26 protein-coding genes are annotated in these 22,092 nt (G+C 63.1%); 13 read left to right on the plus strand and 13 right to left on the minus strand.

What is annotated here, in order from left to right:
• Window positions 1-6 precede the first annotated feature (6 nt).
• Complete coding sequence (locus F8G81_RS20980; RefSeq protein WP_267276558.1) at window positions 7-480, minus strand: carboxymuconolactone decarboxylase family protein; 474 nt, start codon at window positions 478-480, stop codon at window positions 7-9.
• A gap of 143 nt (window positions 481-623) precedes the next feature.
• Complete coding sequence (locus F8G81_RS20985) at window positions 624-1,325, minus strand: TetR/AcrR family transcriptional regulator (RefSeq protein ID WP_267276559.1); 702 nt, start codon at window positions 1,323-1,325, stop codon at window positions 624-626.
• 89 nt (window positions 1,326-1,414) lie between these two features.
• Here F8G81_RS20985 and F8G81_RS20990 point away from each other — a divergent pair, with 89 nt between their 5' ends.
• Entirely contained in the window at window positions 1,415-1,819 is a 405-nt protein-coding gene (locus F8G81_RS20990; protein ID WP_267276560.1) for a VOC family protein, read from the plus strand.
• A 49-nt stretch (window positions 1,820-1,868) separates the two neighbouring features.
• Here the strand turns inward: F8G81_RS20990 and F8G81_RS20995 are convergent, their stop codons facing one another.
• Window positions 1,869-2,651, minus strand: a complete 783-nt coding sequence (locus F8G81_RS20995; RefSeq protein WP_267276561.1) for an alpha/beta fold hydrolase — start codon at window positions 2,649-2,651, stop codon at window positions 1,869-1,871.
• A 94-nt stretch (window positions 2,652-2,745) separates the two neighbouring features.
• Here F8G81_RS20995 and F8G81_RS21000 point away from each other — a divergent pair, with 94 nt between their 5' ends.
• Complete coding sequence (locus F8G81_RS21000; protein ID WP_267276562.1) at window positions 2,746-3,219, plus strand: DUF1990 family protein; 474 nt, start codon at window positions 2,746-2,748, stop codon at window positions 3,217-3,219.
• 755 nt (window positions 3,220-3,974) lie between these two features.
• On the opposite strand, the gene F8G81_RS21005 is transcribed toward F8G81_RS21000, so the two are convergent.
• The 4 genes from F8G81_RS21005 to F8G81_RS21020 all read right to left on the minus strand — a co-directional run bounded on the left by F8G81_RS21005 (window position 3,975) and on the right by F8G81_RS21020 (window position 5,904).
• Window positions 3,975-4,151, minus strand: coding sequence for a hypothetical protein (locus tag F8G81_RS21005; RefSeq protein ID WP_267276563.1), 177 nt, complete (start codon window positions 4,149-4,151; stop codon window positions 3,975-3,977).
• Window positions 4,152-4,419: 268 nt separating this feature from the next.
• Complete coding sequence (locus F8G81_RS21010; protein WP_267276564.1) at window positions 4,420-4,950, minus strand: AAA family ATPase; 531 nt, start codon at window positions 4,948-4,950, stop codon at window positions 4,420-4,422.
• A 73-nt stretch (window positions 4,951-5,023) separates the two neighbouring features.
• Window positions 5,024-5,557 carry a hypothetical protein gene (locus F8G81_RS21015; protein WP_267276565.1) on the minus strand — a complete coding sequence of 178 codons (534 nt, stop codon included), beginning with the start codon at window positions 5,555-5,557 and terminating at the stop codon, window positions 5,024-5,026.
• A gap of 29 nt (window positions 5,558-5,586) precedes the next feature.
• The gene (locus tag F8G81_RS21020; RefSeq protein ID WP_267276566.1) at window positions 5,587-5,904 is read right to left on the minus strand and encodes a pyrophosphatase; all 318 of its coding nucleotides are present in this window, start codon (window positions 5,902-5,904) and stop codon (window positions 5,587-5,589) included.
• A gap of 108 nt (window positions 5,905-6,012) precedes the next feature.
• Here F8G81_RS21020 and F8G81_RS21025 point away from each other — a divergent pair, with 108 nt between their 5' ends.
• The gene (locus F8G81_RS21025; RefSeq protein WP_267276567.1) at window positions 6,013-6,540 is read left to right on the plus strand and encodes a class IV adenylate cyclase; all 528 of its coding nucleotides are present in this window, start codon (window positions 6,013-6,015) and stop codon (window positions 6,538-6,540) included.
• Between the two features lie 46 nt (window positions 6,541-6,586).
• On the opposite strand, the gene F8G81_RS21030 is transcribed toward F8G81_RS21025, so the two are convergent.
• Window positions 6,587-7,177 (minus strand): hypothetical protein, encoded by a 591-nt coding sequence (locus F8G81_RS21030; protein ID WP_267276568.1) that lies wholly within the window; start codon window positions 7,175-7,177, stop codon window positions 6,587-6,589.
• Window positions 7,178-7,280: 103 nt separating this feature from the next.
• Between F8G81_RS21030 and F8G81_RS21035 the strand changes: the two genes are divergently transcribed.
• From F8G81_RS21035 to F8G81_RS21070, 8 genes are all read left to right on the plus strand, one after another.
• On the plus strand, window positions 7,281-8,369 hold the full coding sequence (locus tag F8G81_RS21035; RefSeq protein WP_267276569.1) for a LacI family DNA-binding transcriptional regulator: 1,089 nt from the start codon (window positions 7,281-7,283) through the stop codon (window positions 8,367-8,369).
• Between the two features lie 165 nt (window positions 8,370-8,534).
• Window positions 8,535-9,830: a sugar ABC transporter substrate-binding protein gene (locus F8G81_RS21040; RefSeq protein WP_267276570.1), complete on the plus strand. Its 1,296-nt coding sequence runs from the start codon at window positions 8,535-8,537 to the stop codon at window positions 9,828-9,830.
• Between the two features lie 2 nt (window positions 9,831-9,832).
• Window positions 9,833-10,792, plus strand: a complete 960-nt coding sequence (locus F8G81_RS21045) for a carbohydrate ABC transporter permease (RefSeq protein WP_416377074.1) — start codon at window positions 9,833-9,835, stop codon at window positions 10,790-10,792.
• Between the two features lie 12 nt (window positions 10,793-10,804).
• Window positions 10,805-11,701 (plus strand): carbohydrate ABC transporter permease, encoded by an 897-nt coding sequence (locus F8G81_RS21050; protein ID WP_267276571.1) that lies wholly within the window; start codon window positions 10,805-10,807, stop codon window positions 11,699-11,701.
• Window positions 11,702-11,798: 97 nt separating this feature from the next.
• Window positions 11,799-13,775: a discoidin domain-containing protein gene (locus F8G81_RS21055; protein WP_267276572.1), complete on the plus strand. Its 1,977-nt coding sequence runs from the start codon at window positions 11,799-11,801 to the stop codon at window positions 13,773-13,775.
• 54 nt (window positions 13,776-13,829) lie between these two features.
• Complete coding sequence (locus F8G81_RS21060; protein ID WP_267276573.1) at window positions 13,830-14,582, plus strand: sugar phosphate isomerase/epimerase family protein; 753 nt, start codon at window positions 13,830-13,832, stop codon at window positions 14,580-14,582.
• Window positions 14,579-15,712: a Gfo/Idh/MocA family protein gene (locus F8G81_RS21065; protein ID WP_267276574.1), complete on the plus strand. Its 1,134-nt coding sequence runs from the start codon at window positions 14,579-14,581 to the stop codon at window positions 15,710-15,712. Before F8G81_RS21060 ends, F8G81_RS21065 begins: the two co-directional genes overlap by 4 nt.
• A gap of 27 nt (window positions 15,713-15,739) precedes the next feature.
• Window positions 15,740-16,813 (plus strand): LacI family DNA-binding transcriptional regulator, encoded by a 1,074-nt coding sequence (locus tag F8G81_RS21070; RefSeq protein ID WP_267276575.1) that lies wholly within the window; start codon window positions 15,740-15,742, stop codon window positions 16,811-16,813.
• An 81-nt stretch (window positions 16,814-16,894) separates the two neighbouring features.
• Here F8G81_RS21070 and F8G81_RS21075 read toward each other — a convergent pair whose 3' ends face one another.
• Entirely contained in the window at window positions 16,895-17,671 is a 777-nt protein-coding gene (locus F8G81_RS21075) for an SDR family NAD(P)-dependent oxidoreductase (RefSeq protein ID WP_267276576.1), read from the minus strand.
• A gap of 99 nt (window positions 17,672-17,770) precedes the next feature.
• Between F8G81_RS21075 and F8G81_RS21080 the strand changes: the two genes are divergently transcribed.
• The gene (locus F8G81_RS21080; RefSeq protein WP_267276577.1) at window positions 17,771-18,379 is read left to right on the plus strand and encodes a TetR family transcriptional regulator; all 609 of its coding nucleotides are present in this window, start codon (window positions 17,771-17,773) and stop codon (window positions 18,377-18,379) included.
• 18 nt (window positions 18,380-18,397) lie between these two features.
• On the opposite strand, the gene F8G81_RS21085 is transcribed toward F8G81_RS21080, so the two are convergent.
• Entirely contained in the window at window positions 18,398-19,114 is a 717-nt protein-coding gene (locus F8G81_RS21085) for a putative glycolipid-binding domain-containing protein (RefSeq protein ID WP_267276578.1), read from the minus strand.
• Between the two features lie 30 nt (window positions 19,115-19,144).
• Entirely contained in the window at window positions 19,145-19,360 is a 216-nt protein-coding gene (locus tag F8G81_RS21090) for a hypothetical protein (RefSeq protein ID WP_267276579.1), read from the minus strand.
• 103 nt (window positions 19,361-19,463) lie between these two features.
• On the opposite strand from F8G81_RS21090, the gene F8G81_RS21095 reads away from it, so the two are divergent.
• On the plus strand, window positions 19,464-20,393 hold the full coding sequence (locus tag F8G81_RS21095; RefSeq protein ID WP_267276580.1) for an aldo/keto reductase: 930 nt from the start codon (window positions 19,464-19,466) through the stop codon (window positions 20,391-20,393).
• A gap of 16 nt (window positions 20,394-20,409) precedes the next feature.
• Here F8G81_RS21095 and F8G81_RS21100 read toward each other — a convergent pair whose 3' ends face one another.
• Together F8G81_RS21100 and F8G81_RS21105 are read right to left on the minus strand one after the other, a co-directional pair.
• Window positions 20,410-20,844, minus strand: a complete 435-nt coding sequence (locus tag F8G81_RS21100) for a YkvA family protein (protein ID WP_267276581.1) — start codon at window positions 20,842-20,844, stop codon at window positions 20,410-20,412.
• A 57-nt stretch (window positions 20,845-20,901) separates the two neighbouring features.
• Window positions 20,902-21,738: a response regulator transcription factor gene (locus tag F8G81_RS21105; protein ID WP_267276582.1), complete on the minus strand. Its 837-nt coding sequence runs from the start codon at window positions 21,736-21,738 to the stop codon at window positions 20,902-20,904.
• Window positions 21,739-22,092: the final 354 nt, after the last annotated feature.

Genomic DNA, 22,092 nt, shown 5'->3' on the forward strand with positions numbered 1-22,092 from the left:
CCTCCCCTAAGGTGCGACGGGGTAGGCACCGCTGATCGCGATGCGGTTGTAGGTGTTGATCGTCATCGTCAGCCACGTCACCGCGGACACCTGGCCGGGAGTCAGATGGGCTACAGCCGATTCGTATAGTCCCCGGTTGCTGTGGGAATCCTGGATGGTGGTGATGTACTCGGCGAGGGCAAGGGCTGAGCGCTCCTGCTCGTCGAAGTACAGGCTTTCCCGCCAGGCAGGCAGCACGCTCAGCCGCTCCGGCGTCTCGCCCTTCGCGAGTGAGTCCTTCGTATGGATCCGCAGGCAGAAGGCGCACCCGTTGATCTGCGAGACACGGATCTTGACCAGTTCAATGAGCAGGGGCGACAGTCCTTCCGCGAGCGCGGTCTTATCGGCTAATGTCCCCACCGCCGTCAGTGCCCCGTACAGTTCCGGGTGCCTGCTTCCGACGTTCGTGCGCCGGGCCTTAACTGTGGTGGTTATGGTCATTGGTCCTCCTGGTTTGATGGTGGTCAGTCAGCGCGTGTTCCTGCACTGGTTCCACCATCCATCCAGGCCCGCGGGCAGCGCGAAGGGATGGGATGAAATGGCACTGAACGTCCCACTGCTGCCATGGGCGGGCACGGAAGGAACTACTTCTCCGCCCGGTGGCTGGTCAGATAATCGGCGGTTGCTGTCCCGTCAATGGCGAATTCGGTCAGCCGCCGTAAGAAGGCCCCGTCGATGTCCTGTCCGGTAGCGATCAGCCGGTGATGGACGGCGCCGTACAGGGCGTCGATCACCGTGACCAGATCGACGTCGTCGCGAATCTGCCCGCGGCGCTGGCCCCGTCGCAGGACCGCAAGAAACCCCAGCCGGCGCTCCCGCAGCAGCGTCTGCCGGAACTGCCCGGCGAACTGTTCACTGCGGATTGCCTCAGCCAGCAGGTTGGAAACTATCGACGCCGCCCCGCCCACCTTCAGGCAGTACGTCAAAGCGACGAGGTACGCGTGCAGGTCCCGTGCCACATCGCCGGAGTCATCAACGTTGGTCAACAAATTCGTCTTGAACGTGAAGGCTTCCAGCACCAGAACCTGGCGGGAGGGCCAATACCGGTAGAGAGTTGATTTGCTCACGCCAGACGCGCGGGCAACAGCGTCCATTGTGACGGCGTCGTACGTTAAGCGGTCAACCAGGACACTGGCAGCTTTCAGAACACGAAGCCGCAATTCAGCCTCATGCGAGGCCACCAGGGGATGGGCGGGATCCGCCGCGCTTCGCTGCGCCACCCGAAACCCTGCCATCGCCCGCCGGAATCGATGGCGGCTGTCCACTCCGTCATTGGATGCACTCATGGAAGGTCCTTTTATCTCTCACGGCCCTGTAGTTGTGGAGCTTACACCCGGCAATCGAGCTTGTGATGGGAGCATGAAAGACTCGCAGAGTGAATGACGATTCAGAAGGCGCGTTGCACCATATCGAGCTGTGGGTGCCTGACCTCAAAAGAGCCTCGGCTGAGTGGGGCTGGATCCTTTCCACCTTGGGATACGAGAGGTATCAGACCTGGTCCCATGGAATCAGTTGGCTGAGAGGCTCCACCTACATAGTGCTGGAAGAATCGCCGGATCTGAGTGGCCGGCATCATCAACGAACGGCACCTGGCTTGAATCACCTCGCGTTCAAAGCAGGAGGCAGGACACGCGTGGATGCCCTTGCTGAAGAAAGTGTTAAGCACGGCTGGACGCCCTTGTTCCCGGAGAAATACCCGCATGCCGGCGGACCGGACCATTACGCTGCCTACCTGTCGAATTCAGGCGGCTTCGAAATAGAGCTCGTCGCCACCCAGTAGAACCATTCGCAGCCGTTGTTTTTGAAAGCTGCGTCCTTTCGTTGGGTGCTCAATGTTCCATACGAACAATCCATTCGTCGAGGAGACGGCCAGTCAGTTCCGGCTGGTCAAGGTGGGCGTTGTGGCCGGCTCCGTCGAGAACTGCAATGGTGGATCGCACGTAGTGGTCTGCGAGGGCGATCTGGTCGTAGAACCCGACGACGTCGTCTTGCCTTCCGGTAATAATGACAGCCGGACCCTGAAACGTGGGCGAGCGAGCCTCGGGCTCCATCCGGAACGAATAGTTGCCCGAAATCCGGTCGATGGCCTCCGGGTGAAATGCCCGCAATCCTGGCAGCACCGATTCGCGGAACCTCTCCCAGTTCTCCCGAGACTGGACCACGGCCATTTCTTCATAATCCGCCGCATCATCGAAGTCCAAGGACGCTAAAAGGTTCGGATCCCTGTGCAGGACTGTCTTGGGTGGCACACTTCGTGCCCCTTGCTCTGCCACTGCCACCGGGCAGATGAGTGCCAGACCCAGAACCTGATCGCCAAATTCAGCAACAATGTATCGGGCGATCATTCCGCCGAATGAGTTACCCAGCACCGCGAACTTTTCATTTCCAAAGGTGTTCCTGGCGAAAGCCACAACCGCTTCGGCCACGCTGTCGGCGCTGTCTATTTCCGGGCCCGCTGCAGACTTGCCCATGCCCGGCAGATCGATGTACACCCGCCGCCAATGTCCCTGCGCGGCGAACACCGGATCGAGCGCCAGCATGAGGTGATGATCGACGCAGAACCCATGGATCATCAGGATCGGGGTACCCGACCCATATTCAACGGAATGCACCCTAGAACGCTACACCCCGACGTCGGCCCCTAGGCTGGGTACCTACATACGCCTACGCCTCTCCGCGCCAATGCGGAGCTGAGAAGAGGATGACATGACCAGCCCGGACCTTCACCGGTGGCCTCCCGGCCACGGCACACATCGCCGATCAGAGGTGACGGCGGTGGTCGGATATGGCGAAGCGGTGTGGCAGCGGGTCGCCAGCGAAGTACTCCTCTGGAAGGTAAAAACCGCGAGTGGTTTTGCTGTGGACTCCACGGGTCCGGTGTCGCCCGGCGACCGTGTCACTGTCACGGCGGGCCTGCTCGGTCTGACGATTGTGGAACCAGTTCAAGTCGTGGCTGTTGTGCAGGAGCCAAACCGGAGCGGGTTCTCCTACCGCACCCTGCCGGGACACCCCGTCCATGGGGAGGAAGCGTTTATCGTCCACCGCCACGGCGATGAAGTCCGGCTCACCATTCGCTCACTCACCGGGGCGGCGTCTAGGCATCCGTGGCGGGGGCTCTTCCCACTCCTCCTGGTAGCCCAACGAATCGTACGACGGCGGTACTTGCGAGCGTTCCGCTGATAAGAAGCGGGCCTTCCGCTTGGCCGTTCCCAGGGGATCCTCAGTCATTCCGTCCCGCTGTTGACCTTGCCCTTGTGTTCGGGGATTGTTGGTGCGATGACGCGGGGGAAGAAAAGCATCGTCTTGTTGTTGGTAGTTTCAGCGTTGGTGGTTGCGGGGATTCTGGCTGGCGTGAGGCTCTGGCACGTACACCTGCAGACCTCCGATTGGACCCTGTGGCCCAGGGAAGTTCCGTCCAAGGTTCAGTTTGCCGATCGTGAATACAATTGCGGCCCGGATGCGAAACCGGCCCAGCGCGATCTGAGCGAGCTGACCCCGCAGGGCCGGACCGCCGGCGGTGCAGAGATCTATGCGCAGCCGCCTCGAGCCGAAGCGAGGGTCTATATTGTGGTGCGAACCAGCGAAGGAACCTTCCCGTGCCCCCTCATGGGCGGGCCTTAGTACGGGCTGGGCGCATGGAATGAATGGGCATCTTTCCCGTTAGGGTTGCCAGATGGACATCCTGATCGCAGCTGCAGCGGTGCTTGGTGCGCCAACTGCTTTGGCGGCTGTCTGGTTCTGGTCCTCACGCAGGAACCGGCGCAACGGCACCAGACGCGCAGGAAGCGGTGACCTGCTTGGAATTGCGGATGAAGTCTTCCGCCCGCAAACCCATCAAGCCCAGCAGATTCAGAAGATCCAGCATGAGCTTCCAGCGCCTGCCCCCTCCCCTGGTGACCCGCCTTCTTCCACACCCTGAGGTGCTGAAAAGCGATTTACGAACGGGGCCGTCGTCGTGTGATGAGGCGGGCTCCATAGCCGAGGAGGCCCGCAGCGCCCGCCAGCGCCAGTACGGCACCGAACGCGATGATTTGGCCCAGGAACATCACGGCTGCCACTCCGAGGGTGGCTGCGTATGTCAGGGTAAAGGTGAGGGTGGACGAGTCGTTCATCGCCCCTGGCCCCTGAAGCGCTCGAGATGACCCGGCTGCGCTTCAGCTGTGCACCCGTTAAGTGACTGCAACGGCCGTGTATTGCGTAAATTCATAGCTCCCCCAAGCTGTTTCCCCAGCGGCCAAGTCTACCGGGGCGGATCCGGGTTCAGCACCAAAGACGGCCCGTGCCATCCGTCCGCTTCCTCGGAACTGGCCACAGAAGGCGGTACCAGCCAGGCAACCGCCGAATGTTCTGACGGCGGGGGCCGCCGTCGTCCTACTCTTCCTAGGGGGTCCCGACCCTCAAGGACGCCGGCAGCTGATCCACGAGCATTGCCGCGTCTACCGGCTCCGATGTATCGACGCCAAAAGTTTGCCCGATCCCAAGTGGAACGGCATTCGCCGACCATTCGTCCCAGTCTTGACCTTTGGGAACCGCTGGATGAATCTCGTGTCTCTGACGATCCAGGTAGCGTCTCCAAGCAACGTTGGAAGGAACTCCACACCAAATTTCAACGACATCCGGAGTGCCCGACAGAGCTAATCCCTCAAGGACAAAAGCAAGATCACGGGGCCGGTACCACCAGGACTCCACGATGACCGTACCCGGAATTGCCGACACGAGCTGCCACATCGTCTCTGAAGAAATCCCGCCCAGCCTTCTGCTGCTAATTCGTCCCTGACTAATTTCTGCAAGGGCTTCTTTGATGTCGTCCTTGGAAACAACAGGTACATCCAAGGTTCTGCCCAGAAGCTTGCTCAGGGTGGTCTTACCGGAACCGGGAAGACCATTTATCAAAATCACGGATTCAGCCATACCTTCATTGTGGCCCCTGGCCCGACAGCACGCCGAGAGGGGCCCGTCCCGTACTCGGGTCAGCAGCATCAGGTCAGTGTCCTGGAAGAAAATGCGCCAAGACGGTTGTTGCCACCTGGCGGGGACTGCGGTCTGAGGTCTCAATAACGGCCTCGTCCAAGTCTGCATCGGATAGTGCTGAGTTGAGTTCCCGGTACCTCTCGAGATGCCACTTGAGGCTGGAGTCTTGCTCCGGTGTATATCGGCGGCGAAGGCGCGCCTCCATGTCGCTGTCATCAGCCACGAGCCGAACGGATCGTATCCGTAAGCCGAACGCGTCCTCATACCGCGCCCAATCTTGCCGGCTGGCAAGGACACCGCCCACAACGAGTTGCCGAGGTCCTGCGCTTTTGTAGTTTCGCCATACGGCGGCCATGTTTGCTGCCTCCGTCATCAGGTTGGCAGGGTCCCGAACGGAGGAAGGCCAAGAGCGGTGAAACCAGTCAACGTCCATCAGGCTGAAGGGTCTGCCCGCTTCGGCCAGGAGGTCGCCAACGTGATCCAGGGTGGACGTTTTCCCGGCGCCGTAGGATCCGTTGAGGAAGATCGCAAAGTCAGTGTGGTCCAAGTGAGGCTTCTCTCTGTAGCTGAGGCTTATCAGGGCTGCCTGGAAGGATGCCAGCGGAGCCACTTGTCCTCGACAGCCTCGATCACGTCCACGTCATGATATTTCGCAAGGAGAAGCACATGGGCGAAGACATCCGCTATCTCAGCCTCGAAGGTCATCTCGATCTGCGCGTCCGTCAGGCCCTTTCGCCGGGCCTGCCCTGTCTTCATGAGATAGGCCTGCGTCAGTTCGCCCAGCTCCTCATGAAGCTTGAGAGTGAACCAGTTCGAATCACGCTCGATGCCGTTCTTGCCCGCATATTCCACGGAAACTTCTTCGAGCTCCTGGGCCAATAGGTTCATATCCATGCGCTAAACCCTATTCCTCGTGATGAGGATGCTTGCCGCCTGACCATCTGACCCAACTGACGGTCCTGCATCCCCGCTCTGAAATCACTCCCGTGGTCTAGTGGAATCATGCCGACCAACATCGAAATCAAGGCGCGCGTTCATAGTCTCGAAAATCTGCTGCCGGCCGTCGCGTCCATGGCAGACAGGGAACCGGAGCACGTTGAGCAAGACGACACCTTCTTCTCCTGCCCCAACGGCCGGCTCAAGCTACGAGTGCTTTCCGATTGCCACGGGGTGCTGATCTACTACCGCAGGGCAGATGAAGCCGGCCCGAAGCCTTCGTTCTATCTACATTCAGAAACGTCAGACCCAGACGGGCTCCGATCAGTCCTGACTGATGCCTATGGCCAAATCGGCCGTGTTCGAAAGGACCGCATCGTGTTTCACGTAGGCCAGACGAGGGTCCACCTCGACCGCGTAGAAGGATTGGGCGAGTTCCTGGAGCTGGAAGTCCCTGTCGGAGGCACGCTGGAGCCTGTCACTGCGGTCTCAGAAGCCCACCGCCTGCTTGCTGCTCTTGAGATCGACCACTCCTCACTCATCAAGGGGGCCTACGTTGACCTCCTCGCTGCTGCGGGCGCCGCAACGGAGTAGACCCCACGGCTCCGCGGTAGTCATTCAAGGCATGCCGGCGGGGTCGTCAGCGCCCAGCGGGGAGCTGGTAGATCGCCACGTGGATCTTTCCCGAGTCTTTCGGCGGGATGACTACCCGGAATGCCGGCCCCCGTCCGGAGTCTGTGTCTTTGGAACACAGGGTGGAGCCTGGCTCAATCCCGACGCCGCGCAGCACCTTCGCGTCCTGCCCAACGATCTCCGCATTGGGGGCCACCATCGAACCCGCCGACGCACAGATGGACTTCATCTCCTCCGTGTCGGCCGTGAAACTCGTCAGGGAAGCACCGGCAAAAGGCTCAAGCGGAGTCTGGTCCACCGCAATGCCGTCGGCACTCGCCGGAAGGCTTAGGACCAGCGGTGCAAAAAGCGCAGCCGCCAGGCTGCTTGCGTCGCCGGGGGCAGGGGAATCCATGGTCATGTCAGGTCCTGTCGTCGTAGTGCCGGAGGCTTCCAAACGGCTGTCTGCCGGTGTCGTGCCTCCCGGCCGCGCGACACCGGGGGTGGCGCATCCGGCCAGCAAGATGCCGGTCACGGCCAGGGCCGCCGTCGCCATTCCTTTGCGCGCCATCACTTTGGCACGTCCGGAGCTGTGGTGAGTTGAAGATTCGCCTGTCATGTTGTAATTCTGCGCGATCCCTACTTCGTTAAGGCGGGCATCGCGCAACTGCCCCACGGTCCATCTATTGTTAAGCGCATAGGCTCAAGGGGAAGGGGGAGTGATGGCAGTGGTCAAGGGTCCGACTGTTTATGACGTCGCGGAGCGTGCGGGGGTTTCCATAGCCACCGTTTCCTTTGCATTCAGTCAGCCTCACCGCGTGAAGGACTCAACGCGGAACACGGTCCTGAATGCTGCGCGCGAACTTGGATATGTGCCCAGTGCCAGTGCCCGGGGCCTGGCCAAAGGGCGCACAGGAGCCCTGGGGCTCTTCGCGTTCGACTTCCTGAATTTTCTCCCCGATGCGGAGGGCATGAAGAAAGACCGCGCGGCCGCTGTGGTGGCGCCTAATGATGATTGCCGGCTGTTCCCGGTCTGGGTTGACGAGGTTCAGCGGGGCGTTCAGTTGGAGAGCTTCAGCCGGGGCTACGCACTGATGATCGGCGGAGGCAACAAAGCCAGCAGCGAAAGGGCAGTGACTGACATTGCCGGACGGGTTGACGGTTTGATTATTTTTCCCCGCACAATTCCCGCAGAGGTAACCCGACGCATCGCAGCCCGCATTCCCGTTCTTGAACTCGCTGACCCGTCCGGCATCGACGAACTCCATCACGTGACGGTGGACAACGCCGACGGCATGCGGCAACTCATGGACCACCTGATCGGCGTCCACGGGTTCCGGAGACTGAGGTTTGTCAGCATCCCGAACGTGGAGACGGAAGCCAGGTACAACGCGTTCGCCGCCGCCCTGTCCGCCCACGGACTGGAAGTGCTTCCTGCGCTTGAAAGCCGGCCGGGCGCCACTGCTGTGACTGCTGACCTGATCGCAGATCTCCTGGACGCCGGAACCCTACCCGACTGCTTCGTCTGTGCCAATGACGAGGAAGCGCTGGTGGTTATGGAGACACTCAAGGCCGCCGGGATCTCGGTCCCGGGCCAGGTGGCTGTCACCGGGTTCGACGGCGTCGTCGCCGGCCGCCTGGTCCGCCCCACCTTGACCACGGTTCGCCAGCCGATGGAACTGATGGGGCGGACGGCCGTGGAAATCCTCGTGGACGCCATCACCAACCCCGCTGCAGCCCCAGTGACCAGCAAGCTGCCGGTACAGCTTGCTGTGCGGGAAAGCTGCGGCTGCCGGGTCGATGTAACCTAACATCCCGATCTGTAAGAACTGTTGCCAAAGTCACAGTAATGCGCTTAGATTAGTTTCACATCCCGATCTAAGCGCATTGAAAGTCCTTTCTTTTGGATTCGCATCTAAGCGCATAAGTCGGATTCTGTACCGGCGCCGCAGGGCGTCTGACTGAAGGGAACAACGATGATCCAAACCACCCTGGACACGCGTGTCCGAATAAGGAAAATTGCGGCGCTTGGCCTTGCCGCCGGCCTGTTGCTGACCGGTTGCGGACGCGACGATGCGCCCTCCGGCGCCACGGAGACCGGCAAGGCGATCGCAGACGGAGCCGCTACCGGCACCATCAACGTATGGGCGCAGGGTGGCGAAGCGACGTTGCTCCCTGAGCTTATGAAGGACTTCGAGGCCGAGAACCCCGGGGTGAAGGTCAACGTTACCGCCATCCCCTGGGATGCTGCCCACAACAAGTACCAGACAGCCATTGCCGGAGGTACCACCCCGGACCTCGCCCAGATGGGCACCACCTGGATGACCGATTTCAGTGACGCCTTCGATACGAAGCCCGCCGAGCTTGATACGTCCGGATTCTTCGCCAGCTCCGTCAAATCAACAGAGCTCGGCGGTGCCACGCTGGGCGTGCCGTGGTACGTCGACACGCGGGTCCTCTACTACCGCAAGGACTTGGCTGCCCAGGCCGGATACCCGGAATTCCCCACTACCTGGGACGGCCTGACCTCCATGGCGAAGGCCCTGAAGTCGCAGGACGGCGTCAAATACCCGCTCCAGTTGCCAGTGTCCGGCGCCGATTCCTTCCAGTCCATGCTTCCCTTCCTGTGGTCCAACGGCGCACAGTTCATCAACGAGGACAATTCGAAGTGGACCTTTGACACTCCGGAGATTGTGGAGGCGCTGAAGTACTACCAGGGCCTCTTCACCGACGACCTGGCCAACAGAAATCCCGCAACAGGAGCGGGCGCCGGCGAAGCTGCCTTTGTCAACGGCGAAGCCCCGGTGCTGATCCTGGGACCGTCGGGCCTCGCCCAGCTCAACAAGGCAGGCGGTCCCGGTTTCGAGGACAAGTACATGGTGGCGCCGTTCCCCAAGAAGGTCAGCGGAACGTCCTTCATCGGCGGTTCCGATCTGGTGGTCTTCAAGGACGCCAAGAACCGGGACGGAGCCTGGAAGCTCGCACAGTGGCTGTCCAAGCCGGAAGTCCAGATCAAGTGGTACAAGGCATCGGGGAGCCTGCCCGCGCTGGAGAGTGCATGGAAGGACCCCGCCCTGGCCGACGACAAGAAGCTTGCCGTCTTCGGTGAGCAGTTGAAGGACACCAACTTCCCGCCCACCATCCCCACCTGGACCGAGGTCGCGGCAGCAGCAGACACCCAGCTGGAACAGATCGTCAAGGCCGGCAAGGACCCCGCAGTGGCAATGAAAGAGCTGCAGGCCACAGCCGATTCAATCGGTACCGGGAAGTAATCATGGCCACCACAACGGCCACGGGGCAGACCGGCAGGACTCCGTCCGCTGGCCCGCCCCGGACGCCTGGGCACCGCAGTCCTGCCGCCAGGCGCCGCCGGAAGACGCTGGTGGCCTGGATGTTCGCGCTGCCGTTCGTCCTCATCTTCGGGCTCTTTATGCTGATGCCGCTGGTGTCCTCCTTCGTGATGTCCTTCACGGACTTCACCAGCAAGGACGTCCGCAACCCACTCGCCGTCGGCTTTGTCGGCCTGGACCAGTTTGCGGAACTCTTTAGCAACCAGCAGTTCCTTCACTCAATGCTCAACACCGGCTACTTCGTCGTCGTCGGAATCCCGTTGACCATGGCCGCCGGACTGGCCCTGGCGGTCGCACTGAACAACGGCATCACCCGGTTCCGGAGCGCTTTCAGGGTTGGCTTCTACACGCCGGTGGTGACCAGCATCGTGGCCATCGCCGTCGTATGGCGGTTCATCCTGCAACCGGACGGGCTGCTGAACCTCGTCCTGGGCTGGGTTGGCATCGCGGGGCCGGATTGGCTGAACAGCACGGAATGGTCCATGCCGGCGATGATCCTGATGGCTGTCTGGCGCAACATGGGCACCCTGATGATCATCTTCCTGGCCGGACTGCAGAACGTCTCCACCGAAGTCCTGGAAGCGGCCCAGGTGGACGGTGCCAATGCCTGGCAGCGCTTCGTCCAGGTCACGCTCCCCATCCTGCGCCCCACCCTGCTGCTGGGCGCGGTCCTGCTGTCGGTGGGGTTCCTGCAGTTCTTCGAGGAGCCTTTCGTGATGACCAAGGGCGGTCCGCTGGACTCCACGCTCTCGGTGAGTTACTTCACCTTCAACCAGTTCGGATTCGGTAAGTATGGCCTGGCCTCGGCCGCCAGCTACGTGCTGTTCATAGCCATCGCCCTGCTGAGCCTGATCCAGTTCCGTACCCTCCGCTCCAAAGACTGAAGCGAGTAGACGATGACCGATACAAAAACCGCTCCCGCAGCACCGGCCCGCCCCGCTGCCCGGCGGACCGTGACAGCCCGCCGGAAAAAATCGACCATAGGCAAACAGGCCTGGGTATATGGGCTGCTGGTTCTTGCCGTAGCCGCGACCATACTGCCCTTTGTCTGGATGCTGCTGGGATCCTTCAAAACCCAGGGTGAGCTCCTGCGGCGGCCAGTCACCTGGTGGCCGCAGGACCCCACCATGGACAACTACGTCCGCTGGTTCACCGACCTGCACATAGACCTCTTCTTTATGAACAGCATCATTGTTGCGGCTGTCACGGTCCTGGGGAACCTCCTGTTCTGCTCCATGGTGGGCTACGCGCTGGCCAAGATGGACTTCGCCGGCAAGAAGGTCCTGTTCCTGCTGGTGATGGTGACCCTGATGGTTCCGGGCGTGGTGACGTTCGTGCCGCTGTTTGTCATGGTCAGCAAGCTGGGCCTGGTCAACACCTATCCGGCGCTGATCCTGCCGTTCCTGGTCTCACCCCTGGGCGTCTTCCTGATGCGGCAGTTCATGATGGGGATCCCGGATTCCCTGATCGAGGCGGCCAGAATCGACGGCGCCGGTGAACTGCGGACCTTCACCCGGATTGTGATGCCGCTCTGCGGGCCGCCGCTGGCGACACTGGGGATCCTCACGTTCCTCGGCTCGTGGAACAACTTCCTCTGGCCCCTAGTCGCCGCCCAGAGCGAGGACAAGTACACGCTGCCCGTCGCGTTGTCGCTGTTCTCAACCGGCGAGAGCGCCACAGACTACGGACTGCTGCTGGCAGGCTCGGTGCTTGTCATCGCCCCCATCGTGACCTTGTTCATCTGCCTGCAGCGGTTCTTTATCCAGGGCGTCGCGGCCACCGGCATCAAGTAGGAGCCCCACCTAACACCAGCACCGCCGTCGTGCATGGCCCCCTCCTCAGCCCTCGCCCAGGGCTGGTACTCCCCCGCACCCAGACCCAAGGAAACCCATGACCATCCCCGCAGCACCGTCCTGCCCAACGCCAGGCCGGCCGGCCACCGGCCCTGTCGGAAAGTTTCGAACCCGATCCATTGCGGTTATGGCCGCGACGGCGGTCCTTGCCCTGACGTCAATCGGCAGCAGTGCGGTGGCGCAGGAGGAGCCGCCGCAGGCACGGGTGTGGCTCACCACAGTGGACCAGTCCCAGCTGCTGACGGAGCAGGCGCCCGTGACGTTTGGAACTGCGTCCTCCTCCCAGCCCACCATCGTGATCGATCCGGAGACCACCTACCAGACGATGGATGGCTTCGGCGCCTCCATCACTGACTCCTCGGCCGCCGTGATCTCCGCCCTCAGCCCGGCGGAGCGGGAGGCAACCATGCGCAAGCTCTTCGATCCCCTGACCGGCATCGGGGTCAGTTTCCTGCGCCAGCCCATTGGCTCATCCGACTTCACTGCTGCCGCTCAGCACTACACCTACGATGACGTCGAGCCGGGCGGGACGGACTTCGCGCTGCGCCGTTTCAGCATCGCCCGGGACGAGGTTCAGGTCCTGCCGCTGCTGCGCCAGGCGAAGCAACTCAACCCGGCCCTGAAGATCGTGGCCACACCGTGGAGCCCGCCGGCCTGGATGAAGACCGGTGACTCGCTGGTGGGCGGGAGCCTCAAGCCGGGGATGGAGTCCACCTACGCCCGGTACCTCACCCAGTTCGTCCTCGCGTACGCGGACGCGGGCGTGCCGATTGACTACCTCACCGTGCAGAACGAGCCGCAGTTCCGGAAGCCGGACGGGTACCCGGGCACGGACATGCCGGTGGCTGATGAGGCCAAGGTGATCTCCGCCCTCGGGCCCATCCTGCATCGGGAAAGCCCTGGCACCAAGATCCTGGGCTACGACCACAACTGGTCCACGCATCCGGGCGATATCGCGGCCACGCCCGCCGGCCAGGACCCCGAGACGGACTATCCCTCGAGGCTGCTGTCAACCAAGGCCTCCAAGTGGATCGCCGGCACGGCCTTCCACTGCTACTCAGGAGACCCCAGCGCCCAGACAACGCTGCACAACCAGTTCCCGGACAAGGGAATCTGGTTCACCGAATGCTCGGGTTCGCACGGGGCCGGCGATCCGCCCGCGAAATTCTTCCGCGACACCCTCACCTGGCACGCCCGCAACATCACGATGGGCGTCACCCGCAACTGGTCAAAGACCGCGGTGAACTGGAACATCGCCCTGGATGAGAACGGCGGCCCGCGCCTGGGCGGCTGCCAGACCTGCACCGGCCTGGTCACCACGCACTCGGACGGCTCCGTGACCACCAACGCCGAGTACTACACCATCGGGCACCTCTCGAAGTTCGTGAAGCCCGGCGCCGTGCGCATCGCCAGCACCTCCTTTGGCACCACGGGATGGAACGGCCAAATCATGGACGTCGCCTTCCGCAACCCCGACGGCTCCACCGCCCTGGTGGTGCACAACGAGAACGATGAACCACGCACCTTCGCGGTGTCGGTCGGCTCGCGCACGTTTGAATACACCCTGCCCGGCGGCGCCCTCGCCACCTACACGTGGCCGGCCTCGGAAGGACTCGACGACCACCTCGCCCCGGTGGACATCACCGGCTCGACGGCGACCGCCACCAGTGCGGCAGGTGACGCGCCGCTGGCCGTCGACGGCGACGCCTCCACCCGCTGGTCCAGTGGCCAGGCGCAGACGGCCGGCCAAAACATCACGATCGACCTGGGCGTCGAGAAGGAATTCCGCCGCGCAGCCCTGGACTCCGGCGGCAACCTCGGAGACTACGCCCGCAGCTGGCAGCTGGAGACCTCAACCGACGGTACGGACTGGACCACCCAGGCCAGCGGCGCCGGCACCGCACAGCTCACCAACATCGATCTGGCGGCCACCAAGGCCCGGTATCTGCGGATCTCCTCGACCGGAGACGCGGGCAACTGGTGGAGCATCGCCGACGTCCGTCTGTACAGCTGAGCCCGCGGGTTTAGGTATCCAGTCCCATCCATCACGCCACTCCCAAGGACACGAATGTCGTATTCACTTCAGCTTTTCACTCTCCGCAACGCCATGCAGGAGGACCTGGCCGGCACCATCCGGAGGGTGGCGGAGATTGGTTTCATGCAGGTGGAGCCGTACAACTTTGTTGCCACTGCCAAGGAACTCGGCGCGGCGCTGCGGGAGAACGGCCTGACCGCGCCGTCCGGGCATGCACCGCTGCTCAGCCAGAACCAGGACGAAATCTTTGCCGCGGCGAAGGAACTCGGCATCGGGACGGTGATCGATCCGTTCATCCCGGCCGAGCGCTGGCAGGAGGCCGAGGACATCCAGGCCACCGCCGCCGGGCTCAACGCGGCAGCGAAGAAGGGTGCGGAGTACGGCATCCGGGTGGGCTACCACAACCACCAGTGGGAACTGGAGTCCATCATTGAGGGCCGCACCGCCCTGGAGTACTTCGCGGACCTGCTGGACCCTGAACTCGTGCTGGAGGTGGACACCTACTGGGTGGCCGTCGGCGGGCAGGACCCCGTAGAGATCCTGGCCCGCCTCGGTGACCGGGTGAAGTTCATCCACATCAAGGACGGCCCGCTGAACACCGACACGAAGGCCCAGCAACCGGCAGGCCAGGGCAAGCTCGCAGTCCTGGACGTCATCAACGCCGCCACCTCCCTGGAGGTAGGTGTGGTGGAGTTCGATGACTACGCCGGCGACATCTTCGACGGCATCGCCCAAAGCCTGGCCTACCTCCAGACCGCTGCCGTGAACGCAGGAGAGCTGGCATGACCGGCACAGCCACGACCAGCGCAGGCACCGGCCGCGGCCCGGTGGGCGTCGCCGTGATCGGTGCCGGGAACATCAGCAAGCAGTACCTGGACAACCTGACCGTCTTCCCGGACCTGAAGGTTCACGTCATAGCCGACCTCTTCGAAGACACCGCCCGCGCCCGGGCAACCGAATACGGCATCCCCGAGTTCGGCGGAGTGGACGCGGCGCTGAACCATCCGGACGTCGAAATCATCGTCAACCTCACCATCCCCGCCGCCCACGTCGAAGTCGCCACCGCCGCGGTCAACGCGGGCAAGCACGTCTGGACCGAGAAACCCTTCTCCCTGGACCGCGAATCCGGGCTGGGACTGCTCAAAACCGCGGACGCCGCCGGGATCCGGCTCGGCTGCGCCCCCGACACGTTCCTCGGCGCCGGGCTGCAGACGGCGAGGCGGATTATTGAGCGGGGAGACATCGGCACGCCGCTCACCGCGATGACCACTTTCCAGACCCCCGGCCCGGAATCCTGGCACCCCAACCCTGCCTTCCTCTTCCAGTACGGTGCCGGCCCGCTCTTCGACATGGGCCCGTACTACCTCACGGCCCTCGTTCAGACCTTCGGCTCAGTCCGGCGTGTGGCTGCGCTCGGGTCAAAAGCAAAGACTGTACGTGTGGTCGGCTCGGGCCCGAAGGCAGGTGAGGAATTCTCTGTTGACGTTCCCACCCATGTCTCCGCCATGGCCGAATTCGAGAACGGCGCGTCCTCCCACAGCGTCTTCAGCTTCGAATCCCCGCGTGAACGGATGGGGTTTGTGGAGATCACAGGCACGGACGCCACCATTGCCCTTCCTGATCCCAACGAATTCGGCGGCGATGTCCGTATCTGGAGAGCCGGGGACCAGGACTGGACCTTGATTCCTGCCAGCGGCCCTGCAGACGGCCGCGGTCTGGGCGTCCTGGACATGGCGCGTTCCATCCGGGCAGGCGTTCCACACCGGGCCACCGGCAACCTTGCCTACCACGTCCTGGACACCATGGTCTCGATCTCTGAATCCATCGATTCCGGCGCTTTCATAGATGTCGAAAGTTCCGCCCCGGCCTCTGCTGCACTTCCCGAGGACTGGGAACGGTCAGTCCAGACACTCTAGGAAACCCCGCCATGTAAAGGATGCCAAGTGATACTGCCGGCCGTCAGGGGAACGCGGGCGCACCGCCCTCAGCCCAGCATTGAAGATGTGGCCGCCGCGGCCGGTGTTTCCACGGCCACGGTCTCCCGCGCAGTCAGGGGCCTTCCCAGGGTCGCCCAACCCACCCGGACAAGAATCCTCGAAATCGCCCATGCCTTGGGCTACGCTGCGTCAGCCTCTGCCGCAGGACTGGCCACAGGCAGGACGCGAAGCGTTGGCGTTGTGACTTCCTCCCTTCGCCACCCTGCATACGGCGCGGCTGTTGAAGGAGCCGAGCGGGCACTCCGCTCGCAAGGCTACTCTCTGGTGCTGCTCCATCTTCCGCATCCCTCGGCCAGTGCCCGGCTCCCCATAGATTTGAACGTGCTCTGCCGACGTGTGGACGCGCTTCTGGTCCTGGGGGCCGGCACTCTGGGAAAGGATTCGATCGAGCAACTGCAGCGGAGCGCGATGCCGCACATGGTGGTCGGTCTGCACGGCGAGCCGGACAACGATGAGCTGGAAGCTGCCACCACCGCCATTCGGCACCTGGTTCAGCTCGGGCACACGGACCTGGCCCTCTTCCACGGAGGACGTGGGGCCATGCCCCGGATACGTCCACAGGCAGGCGGACTGGATCACCGGACGAACTCCCTGGACGCTAATAGCATAAAGCTAAGGGAAATCCGGATTGAAGGTCCGGCCGGGGCAATCGCCCACAGCCGGACGGCGTTCTGCCGTCTGTGGGCCGGACCCGGGCCAAAGCCGACCGCCATAGTCTGCGCTTCCGATGAGATGGCTCTCGGCGTGTTCTTGGAAGCCGCACGGAAGGGGCTGACTATTCCTAAAAACCTGTCCCTCGTGGGAATGGATGGCCAGGACCTTGGCGAATCACTGGAATTGACCGCCGTCATTCACTGCTCAGCCCGGAGAGCCGCAAATGGAGTACAAAGTCTCCTTGCCGCTTTGGAAGGTGACCACAGCATCACCCACCCGGCCCCGTGGTCGCCAGAGCTCATGATCCGGCAGTCAACAGCAGCACCACTGGAAACGGGCCAACAGCCAGTGTGGCTGCCACAGTAGAAATCCCTTACAGGCGTGTAGGACAGAGACGTCTTGAGGCACGTTGCGGAGATCGAGTGCGTGCCGATCCCGGCCGGCAGCCTACAGTGCCGACCAGCCGCCGTCGGACGCCAGGATGGCGCCGTTAATGTTGGTGCCGTCGTCGCTGAGCAGGAAGGTGATGGACGCAGCAAGCTGCGCTGCGGTGGCGACGGCGGGGACGGTGGCCTGCATGATCGGCCCCAGACGCTCGGCGGCAGTCTTCGATCCCCAATTCGCCACGATGCCGGTCATGGTGGGCCCCGGCGCCACGGCGTTGAACCTCAGGCCCTGCGGCCCGTAAATCACTGCCGAGTTTTTGGTCAGGCCGACGACGGCGTGCTTGGACGCGGTGTATGCGGCACCGGCGGCGGACCCGCGCAGGCCCGCTTCGGAGGCGACATTGACCACCGAGCCGGCTCCGGCCTGCAGCATCAGCGGAACCACCGCACGGGTGAGGCGCATGAGTGCGGTGACATTGATGCGGAAGACGTTGTCCCACATGTCGTCGTGGATCTCGTGGATGGGAGCGAAGTTGTCCATGATGCCGGCCACGTTGGCAAGGGCGTCAACCCTGCCGCCCGCCGCTGCCACAACGGCTGCAACTGTCTCTTCCTGGCTGATGTCTCCGGCCACGGGAACGATGTCGAGGCCGCTGTTGTCGGCGATCAGGTCATCCAGCCGCTCCTTGCTGATGTCCGCCGCGATCACCCGGCCGCCCTCCTTCGCGATGCGCAGGGCCGTGGCCTGGCCGATGCCCGAAGCTGCGCCGGTAACGATGACCGTCTTGCCGGTGAAGCGGCCCTCGGTGGCGACTTCCTGCCATGACGTGCTGCTCATGCTGTGCTCCCGAACATGTTGTGCTCCCGAACATAGTGGTGTTGATGCTTTCCACCTTATGACACTCTGTGTCATTATGGAAGAGTGAATACTGGACGGATGCGAACTGAAGAGTCCACGGCTGCCGTGTCCCGCTCCACCGGACGGCCCGTCACCATTGATCCGGACGCCGTAGCCGCCGTGGCACTGCGGCTGTTCAGCGAGCAGGGCTACGAGAACACCTCCATGGAGGACGTGGCGCGGGAAGCAGGCATCGGACGCAAGAGCCTCTACCGGTATTTCTCTACCAAGGCGGACCTGGTGTGGGGCGGGATGGAGCCTGTCATTGAGGCCGTGACCCAGGAGTGGGACGATTCCCCGCGCACGTACGGTTCCGACGGCGACGTCCTGGCGGGGCTGCGGGCGGCAGCGACAGGCGGGGTCACCACCCTCCCGGATCTTTCCGTGACCCGCGGGCGGCTGCGCCTCATCGCCGAGCACCCAGACCTCTCCAGCCGGAGCTACGAATTCCTGGCGCCGCAGCGGGAGCGCGCACGCCGTCATCTGGTGTCGCTTGGGCTGCCCGATGACACGGCCCGCTACCTGTGCGCCGCTTTTCTGGGTGCGACGTTTGAGGCGTGGTTGATGTGGGCGGCCGGCGAAGACGCCGACCCGGCGCCCTACCTCGCCGCGGCGGTGGGAGTTCTTAGGGTCCCGGAAATGGACTGAGTGCAGGGCCTACCAGCGTCAGCCGCGTTTCACGTGGGGTAAAGGCAGCAACCGGGCAAGCCCCGGATACAGGGTGACCACGCCGTGCTGGTCGGTGGTCAGCTCGGCAGTGAAGTCCCGGCTCTCGGAGCTGAAGCGGACCGTGCCTACCGAGGCAAGGGAACTGCTGTATCTCTGCCTGCTGGGGAACACCCTAAGGCTGGGAACTTCCACCCAGGCCATGGTCAGCATGGTTTCCCCTTCGGACGCTCCCTGACCTCGCATTCCCTGACCCAACAGATTCAGCCGCAGGATGGGCATGGTGTTGGTCATGGGGCACAGGCCGAGGTCGCAATCCAGTGCGTCGCGGAGCTCGTCCGGGTTATCGATACCCGGCGGTGGCATGGCTGCAACTGCGAGCCCACCCTCTTCGGAGCGAACACCTCCCGATGCACCGCTTCCGGAAGCGGACGCGCGTGAACTCCAAGCGCCGTCGTCGCTGAGTTCAAGTTCGAGCTGACGGCTCCAGCCGTGACCGTGGACGGTGGCTGCGAGTCTCCTCGTGACCCAATCATCCCCCGTTTCCAGGACCCAGCTCAGCGCATACCAATCGGTGCGGGACGTCCCGTGTGCCTGGAGCCTGTCCGGTCCAAAAATGACCGTGGCCGTATCCAGCCGGCCGGGGTCGTCCTCGCCCTGCCAGGCATAGTCCCTGATGACGTCGGTGTCCGTGGCTGACTCTGGCTGCGGGTGCACCGCATCTTGCCTTGCCTGGCTCACCGCGGGCTAGCTGTCTGCAGCGTCCGGGTCTTCCTCGGGCTCAAACGTGTTCGGCTCCCCCGTGGCACCCAGGCCCACGCCCTTATCTCCGCCGGGGATCCCGCCGTCGACCTTTTGGTCTGCATCCTTGCCGGCCGGAGTTCCGCCGCCGGCTGGCTTTTGCTGCTGATCGTCGTCGGGCATTTCGTCGTCGGGCAATGAATCTGGTGAATTGATTGTCATGGCTCCTCCTTGACGGGTGGCAACCACGGTATCAGCGCCGGCAAGCATGCAGAATAGCGGAAGGGAAATCTCTTAGCCCGATACTTCTAGCCCGAAGGAAAGCATGGAATACAGGATTCTTGGCCGTACCGGACTCTCCGTCTCCACAGTCTGCGTTGGGACCAGCTCGCTGGGCAGCCACCCTGCCCCGCGCGGCACCGACACCGCAGTGGCCACCATCCGCCGGGTTTTTGAGGGTCCCTTCAACTTCATCGACACGTCCAACGAGTATGGGAACGGCGGCAACAGCGAACGCCGGATCGGTGAGGCCATTGCCGAAGCCGGCGGGTTGCCGGAAGGCGTTGTCATCGCCACCAAGGTGGACCCTATCGTGGGAACCCGCGACTTCTCCGGCGACCGGGTCCGCCGCTCCGTGGAGGAAAGCCTGGAACGCCTCGGCCTGGACCGCCTCCAGCTGGTGTACCTGCATGACCCCGAGAAAATCACGTTCGAGGAAGGCACCGCAGCCGGCGGTCCCCTCGAAGCCCTGACCGAACTCCGGGACCAAGGCGTGATCGGACACATCGGGGTAGCGGGCGGCCCGATCGACCTGGAGCTGAAGTACCTGGCCACCGACATGTTCGACGTCGTCATCAGCCACAACAGGTATACCCTGGTGGACCGGACTGCCGAACCGCTGATCCAGGACGCGATGGAACGTGGCGTCGCCTTTGTCAACGCCGCCCCCTTTGGCGGCGGAATGCTGGTCAAGGGCCCCGACGCCGAACCCAACTACTGCTACCGCCCCGCAAGCCAAGCCACCATCAGCCGCGTCCGGAAGATGGAGGCGATCTGCGCCGAGCACTCGGTGCCGCTGGCTGCCGCCGCGCTGCAGTTTTCAACCCGGGACCGGCGCATCACTTCCACGATTGTTGGCATGTCCGAGCCCGCGCGTGTTGACCAGACCCTCCGGCTGGCCGAATGGGACATCCCTGCCGAGGCCTGGGCCCGGATCCTGCCGCTCGCGGCAGCCGGAACCGGCGAACTGGACTAGCCAAAACGCCCGCCGGCTATGCTGCCCCGGCCGTGCCTGGAGTCCCTGGCCGCCCCGCTGCCTTGAGGACGATTTCCAGGCCGGCAGGGGTCCCCGGCCAGTGCCTGCCCAGCGCATCAGGCCCCGCCCGCCGGAGGACGGAACGCAGCACCATGGCAACAATGATGGCGTCATCGGCATAGCCAATCACCGGGATGAAGTCCGGAACCAGGTCAATGGGAGACAGCAGATACGCCAGGAGGAGCACCAGCCGGACCCGAATCCCCAGGGCCAAGGTCCGGTCCTCAGCGAGCCGGCGGATCAGGCGCAACAGGTCCGGGAGCATCCGCAGCGCCTCCTTCAGGGTGACCGTCTCCGGGTGCCTGCGCGCGTAAAGCCATAGCAAAAACAGCAGGACGGCGTACGCCAGCAGGATGCCGGCAACCACCCCGGCCACGCTCTCCCACAACATTTCGTCTCCATCTGCCATCGCCCGTGCTTTGACTAACGCTACGGCTTCAGACGCCGGCTATGGAGCCATCCGGTAGCCCACGCCCCGGACCGTCTCTACCCAGCGGGGGTCGCGCGAGTTGTCGCCCAGGCGCTTGCGAAGATTTCCCAAATGGACCTCAACGGCGCGCTCCTCGCCAGTGCCCACATAGGAACCGGTGTTGTAGGGCTCGTTCCGCAGCCGGCGGACGAGGTCAGCCTTGGTCTGCACCACCCGGCCGTTTTCCATCAGGACCAGGAGCAGGTCGAACTGGGTCCGGGTCAGATCCAGCGGCCGGCCGTCAATGGCAGCCATGCGCGATCCCTCGTGCAGGGTCAATCCCTTATGTTCGAAGTCGCAGCGGATGATTGTCCCCTGCCGCTCGGCTCCGTGGCCGGCAGGAGAGACAAGGGACGACGGCGGTGCCGCCGGCCGCTGGTGCCCGGACGGATACCCGTTCCCCGATTGCGGTGTTGAGGCGGTTTCTGCTGCCCTTGCGTTCAGGGCCCGAGGCCGGCGGAGCATCGCGGCGATCCGGGCCCTGAGCTCCCGCGGCCTGAAGGGCTTGGTGAGATAGTCGTCGGCTCCGGCCTCGAACCCCATCAGGGCATCCGCTTCCTCCACTCTGCCTGAGACGATAATGAGGTAGGCATCGCTGAACGTACGGATCCGGCGCGATGCCTCAATTCCATCAAAGTCCGGCAGGCCAACATCCATGGTGACCACCACGGGGTTGTGCTCCCGGACCGCCTCCACGCCCTCGATACCGGAAACTGTTGCGTGCACAGCGAAACCTGACTGCTGCAGCACCTCCGTCAGAGATGTCCTCACGTCGTCGTCGTCCTCTACTACAACAGCAATACCCCGCTCAACCATCTACTCCCCCACTAGTCCGTTAGATTCCTGTGCACGCAGGAGATTTGCAGGCCGCTCACCCAAGGGCGGCGCCGCCAAAATCGTGCGTTCAGTCGTATCGGCGCTTCAGCAGTCCGCATCGGCACTACATCACGCTATTTCATGTTGTATTCGGATTCATAAACCGAATGGATGGGTATTGCAGTAATTCAACCCGGAAGACTAAATATGAGCCTACAGACCGAAATCACTCCTTTACGCAAATTTCCCCTACTTTGAGTCATTCTTGAGGATGGGCAAAAATTGCGTCTTTCTTGAGGATATTCGAGACCAAATTTCATCACACTGAAGCTATTGCGTCGTGGGTCAGATGTG

The organism is Arthrobacter sp. CDRTa11 (genome assembly GCF_026427775.1).
Classification (GTDB): Bacteria; Actinomycetota; Actinomycetes; order Actinomycetales; family Micrococcaceae; genus Arthrobacter.